This is a genomic window from bacterium (assembly GCA_024228115.1).
Classification (GTDB): Bacteria; Myxococcota_A; UBA9160; order UBA9160; family UBA6930.
In genome coordinates this window covers 1-5,503 of record JAAETT010000414.1, presented here as the reverse complement: position 1 = coordinate 5,503, position 5,503 = coordinate 1, and the positions used below count along the sequence as shown (strand labels likewise).

Here is a 5,503-nt window from a genome sequence, read left to right as displayed (position 1 = left end):
TCGGTCGGCTTCAGATCATTCGGTTTCCCTCCTGTCTGCGACCCAAGCTACAGGGCTCCTGACTCCTGCCCTGGCGGGACTGGCTCCCGCTGGATGCGCCAGCCTTAAGCTGGACGCACTCTGTTCTCAGTATTCATCCGCGTTCGTCTGATCGCCAGATCTTCGGGGCTCGGAGCCAGTGATCAGGACGCTTGGCTCCAGGTATAGCGGTGGTGGAGCCCGCCGACGCGAGGAGACCCGACGACTCGTGCACGAAGCGAGGGTCGGCGCTCGACGGGCCTTCCAAGCGGCGAGTCCCTCAGCACCGTGTGCACGCGGTCTCGTTCGTAGAAGTCCACATACTCGCGGAGCAGGCGTCGCAGGTGGTCCTCGTTTAGGACGATGACATGATTGAGCAGTTCGCGTCGCACGGTACCAACGAAGCGCTCGGCGATTCCGTTCTGCCATGGACTACAGAAGGCGGTTCTCCTGGGAGAGACCCCGAGGTTCGCAATCGCCTTCGTGACCGCCGCCGAGAAGATCGCATCGTTGTCGTAGATGAGGAAGCGGTGCGAGGCATCGCCCGGAAACGTCTCACGCAGCTGCCGGATCACCCAGCTTGCAGTCGGGTGCTCGGTGACGTTGAAGTGGAGGACGCGACGTCTTCCGTGGTCGAGCGCGAACCACACGTACAGGAGCCCGAACCGGACCGTCGGGACGACGAAGAAGTCCATGCCCGCGACCACTTCCTTGTGGTTGCGGAGGAACGTCTTCCAGCCCTGTTGCTGGTCTGGGTTGGGCGGTTTGACTGGGAGGTAGCGGGAGACGGTCGCAAGGCTCAAGCGGACCCCCAGCTTCAACAGCTCTGCCTGGATCTTTCGGGCCCTCCAGGGGTTCTCGGTAGCCATCCTGACGATGAGCTGTTGGATCTCCTTGGAGATCGGGGGGCGACCGGGGCCGGGCTTCGAGATCGATGTCCAGTGGCGTCGGAAGCCTTCACGATGCCAGCGAACGACCGTCTCAGGTTTGACGATGACCAGGGCACTCCTCCAGCGTGGCCAGAGACGCCCGAGGGCTACCCAGAAGGCGCGGTCCAGCGGCCTGAGGCGTGGTCTTCGTCGGTTGTGCGCTATAGGTCGCGAGCTGCTGCCTCAGGGTCAGTTCGACGATCGCCTGCTCACCCCGCGTTCTTAGGAGGGCCGTCGAGCAGCGAACGATCAGCACGATGAGGGAAAGGGTGGATCGCACCAGATGCAAGATGCTGCTCGATTCGCCGGGCGAGAACGAGCCTGAATCTTGCGATGCGTGGCGTGTATCATTGGCGGAAGGAGTCGGGGGCTGAGCTCGAGAGTTCCGTGCATTCGAGGCGGATGAATACTAAGAACGAACAGGGGGCGTGACCCCGGTTACACCGAGCCTGGAAATCCCTGACGAAGAGAGGCCTCCCAGACAGCGAGAATTGCTTCGGCCGCAGAAGGTCGCGGCACGCCCGGAGGTCTTGATGCTCGATCGTTGTGAAGGACCCCGCTTCGAGGCGCAGAACCGCTTCACCCCGAGGGTTGCGTCGGTTTCGACGCTCCTTCTGCTCCTCACCATGGCTTCCTTTCTGGCGGCCTGCTCGGGAGCACAAGATGAGGAGCACGCACTCCTGCGTTTCGGCTACGGGCCGGATGCCTACTCGCGGGAGAGAATCCGGGAGCTCGGTCCTCGACCGTATCTGGAAGAGCAGCTCTATCCGGAATCGATTCCGGACGACGACTTCGACGCGATGATGGCTGCCTACGCCTGGCGGGACATGAACTATCGCACCCTCGAGCAGACCTACTGCTGGGAAGATTGCCCCGCCGGTACTCCGTGGGATCTCCTGACGGATCTGAGGAAAGCCAAGATCCAGCGGGCCATCTACAGTCGACGCCAACTCGAGGCGTTGCTCGCCGACTTCTGGTTCAACCACTTCAACGTCTACGCCCCATCGGGTGTTAGCCAGACTGCGATCGTTCCCTACGAGCGGGATGCGATACGTGCCCACGTATTCGGCAAGTTCGAGGACATGCTGGTCGCGGTCGCGACCTCTCCCTCGATGATGGAGTACCTGGACAACACCCTGAGCACTCAGTGGGGGATCAACGAGAACTACGGCCGCGAGCTGCTGGAACTCCACACGATGGGCGTGGATGGTGGGTACACGCAGGAAGACATCATCGAGGTGGCACGTGCGTTCACCGGTTGGCAGGTCAGCGACGAGTGGGATGAGAATCCGACCGAATCGGGTTTCTTCTTCAACGAGGAAGACCACGATCCGGGCTCCAAGTCGATCCTTGGGGGTGATCTCGTGATTCCGCCTGGAGGTGAGATGCAGGATGGCTTCGACGTACTCCACCATCTGGCCCTCCGCCCCGAGACTGCGGACTTCCTGACTCGGAAGCTCGCCGAGCGCTTCATCGGAGGCGAACCGCACGAGCTCACACTGAACTACCTCTCGAATGTCTACCTCGAGACGGGCGGAGATCTTCGAGAAGTCACACGGGCGATGTTCCAGACTGCCGAGTTCTGGTTCATGACGCATCGCCGCACCAAGGTGAAGCGCCCGCTGATGTTGGTGGCGAGTACCGCCCGAGCTCTCGGTGCGACCGGGCCGGATCTGCCCCTCACCCTCACCTGGTACTTGAATGATCTCGGCGAGGATCTCTACGCCTATCCCCTTCCGACCGGCTACCCGGATGATTCCAGCTACTGGATGAACACCGGAAACCTGCTCTCCTCCATCAACGTCGGGCACGCAAGTGTCCGCGGATGGAGTGGCTACCAATACAGCTGGGACATCGCGTTCGAGGACGTCGACCAGGCTGCAGATGCGGTGATCCGACGCATGCTCCTGAACGGAGCCAGCGACCACACTCGGGCCAAGCTGGTCGAGCTGGGGGAGGCCCTTCCCGCTTGGACGGAGGGGGATCGGATGATCGACGAGCTGGGCGCGGCGCTCGTGGCGAGCCCCGAATTCCTGATGCACTGACCTGGCAACTGACTGCTCCGGAGATGGCGACATGACGTGGACACGACGAAACTTCCTGAAGACCAGCGGACTCGGACTCGCGACCGTGGCGCTTCCGGGCTTCTTCCCTGCACGCGTACGAGCGGCCGGAACTGAACCCGTGCTGGTGGTGGTCTTCCTGCGTGGCGGGCCCGATGGTCTCAACCTGGTGGTGCCGTTCGCCGACCCGGATTACGACCGCCTGAGGCCGTCGGTCCGTGTCGACATCTCTGCGGGCAGCGCCAATGACCTGGACGGGTTCTTCGGTCTTCATCCCTCCCTTTCCGATCTTCTCCCGATCTACCAGGCTGGGGATCTCGACTTGATCCATGCGGTGGGGCATACCGGCCTGGGCCGATCCCACTTCGATGCGGAGGATTTCGTGGAGCGGGCCGCTCCGGGCGACAAGCACGTTCGCCAGGGCTGGCTCAACCGGCTCCTGGAAATCGCTGGGAGCGGCAGTTCGCTCCAAGGAGTCAGCTACGGCAATTCGAAGGCCGCTTCGCTGCTCGGCCCCGCACAAAGCCTGGTGCTGTCCTCGCTAGGCGGTTTCTCGATCAAAGGGAGCTTCGCCGCGGAGCGTGGGGCAATGCTGGAGGAGGTCTACACTCGCGATCCCAGCAGCCTGCTCGGAGTCACCGGTGCCGCGACCTTCGAGAGCCTCGAGGTCATCGGATCGATCTCCACCGAGACCAGCGAGGTCTATCCCGATACCAGGTTCGGGGGCTCGATGCGCGAGATCGCAGCGCTGATCAAGGCCGATATCGGGATTCGGGTGGTCACGGTGAATCTCGGAGGCTGGGACCACCATTCGGACGAACTCGGCCGATTCGCCAGCGGAGCGGCGGATCTCGGTGCAAGCCTGGCCGCCTTCCATCGCGACCTGGGAGCCGACACGGACCGCACCCTCACGCTTGCGATGGGGGAGTTCGGTCGGGTCGGTTTCGAAAACGGCAGCAACGGAACCGACCATGGAACCGGCGGAGTGATGATGGCCCTCGGCGGCGGTGTCATCGGCGGACGGGTGCTGACCCGCGACGGTTGGCCCGGGCTCCGCGATCAGGATCTGTTCCAAGAGCGCGACCTTCAACCGACGACCGACTTCCGCGACGTCTTTGCCGAATTGATCGAGCGCCACATGAATGCCGACCCCGGGCAGATCATTCCCGACTTCACTCCCCAGGCCAGCCGCTACCCCGGCCTGCTCGCATAGCTTCCCCGGGAAGCCGAGTCGAAAGTCCCTATCCCGTTCGAAGGATTTTGGCAGAGTTGCCGGTCGGAGCACTCCTGAATAGGCAGCGGCTCGGGAGGTACTCCCCGTCGCGGCGATCCCCGGTCGGCGAGTAGTCGACGGAAGAGCTACTACCCGGTCATTGAGCGAAAACGCAGCCTGAATTCCCTATCTTCGTACCCCGAGAATCCGGGCCGAGCCGCCGGGCAACGAGCAGCACTGGAGGTGCCCTCGCACGGCCCCCCAAGGAGATCCGCCTTCCGGGGCGGAGCCCGGCGCGCGATGGAGCCGGCCCGAGAGCTTGCCTCTCCGAACGGATCGCCCGAGAGTGACCCTGGCGCGCCTTTCGACCGAAATCGACGCTCAAAACAGGGGCCGTCTACGGCCGCCGGCCGCGCTGGAACACATCCAGTGCTGCTCCTTGCCGGCCCTCTCCGGCCACGAGACGCAACTACACGTCATCGTTAGGCTCCCCATCGTCCTTACAAGCAGGGGGTCCCCCGTTCGAGCCGGGGCGCGCCCACCATCGCCCTCCTCCTCGCTACCAGCCTCGCAGGGCTGGCGATGCGGCGGCACAGGCCGCACTGACCAACCAGTTCAGCTTCGACTCGACACGCCCTGGCTTCGGTCGAGGGGTCTCCGGACTCGCCTGCCGAGAGCTACGCTCTCCAGCCTACCCCTGCAACGGAGGTCCCCCCATGTTCGGACTCGGCATGCCGGAGCTCATGGTCATCCTCGTGATGCTCCCCGTCATCTTCCTCCCGACCCTCTTCGCCTGGCGCACCCCGAAGCGGGCCCTCGTGCTCATCGTCAACCTCGGCGCCCTGGTCGTCGCCGCCATCCCCTTCGGCGTGTTCCTCTCCATCGCCGGCTGGCTCGGAGCACTGGTCGTCGCCATCACCGAGCGCAGGAAGCCAACCGTATCCGAACCCGCCGACTGAGCTTCCTGCGTGATCCGCTTCCGCTGGCGGTGATCGCCGTCTGCGGTGGGCTGCTGAGCGCCACCTGGTGGCTGACCTGCTTCGCGCCACAGCGCTACCTCCACTTCGTCGGCGCAGCACGAATCTGCTGAGGTGCCCCGGCTGCGGCACGAATCTCCCCAGCGACGACCCGACGGACTGGCATCTAGCCTGAACTATGCACGAAAGTTGGCTGAGAAGCTGGCTTTCCAATGTTTCAGCGTGCCGCGCGGCGATTGACGCTGACGGATCTCGTTTTGGGTGGTCGATGCCCATTCCGTGGCGCGAATGCGGAGTGTGCTT

At 63.7% G+C, this 5,503-nt stretch carries 4 protein-coding genes; 3 read left to right on the top strand and 1 reads right to left on the bottom strand.

From position 1 onward, the window contains the following. Window positions 1–182 precede the first annotated feature (182 nt). The gene (locus tag GY937_17750; GenBank protein ID MCP5058550.1) at window positions 183–887 is read right to left on the bottom strand and encodes a transposase family protein; all 705 of its coding nucleotides are present in this window, start codon (window positions 885–887) and stop codon (window positions 183–185) included. A 593-nt stretch (window positions 888–1,480) separates the two neighbouring features. Between GY937_17750 and GY937_17745 the strand changes: the two genes are divergently transcribed. The 3 genes from GY937_17745 to GY937_17735 all read left to right on the top strand — a co-directional run bounded on the left by GY937_17745 (window position 1,481) and on the right by GY937_17735 (window position 5,182). Continuing rightward, window positions 1,481–2,992, top strand: a complete 1,512-nt coding sequence (locus GY937_17745; GenBank protein ID MCP5058549.1) for a DUF1800 domain-containing protein — start codon at window positions 1,481–1,483, stop codon at window positions 2,990–2,992. A 31-nt stretch (window positions 2,993–3,023) separates the two neighbouring features. Then, window positions 3,024–4,223: a DUF1501 domain-containing protein gene (locus GY937_17740; protein ID MCP5058548.1), complete on the top strand. Its 1,200-nt coding sequence runs from the start codon at window positions 3,024–3,026 to the stop codon at window positions 4,221–4,223. 716 nt (window positions 4,224–4,939) lie between these two features. Further along, entirely contained in the window at window positions 4,940–5,182 is a 243-nt protein-coding gene (locus GY937_17735) for a hypothetical protein (protein MCP5058547.1), read from the top strand. Window positions 5,183–5,503 lie beyond the last annotated feature (321 nt).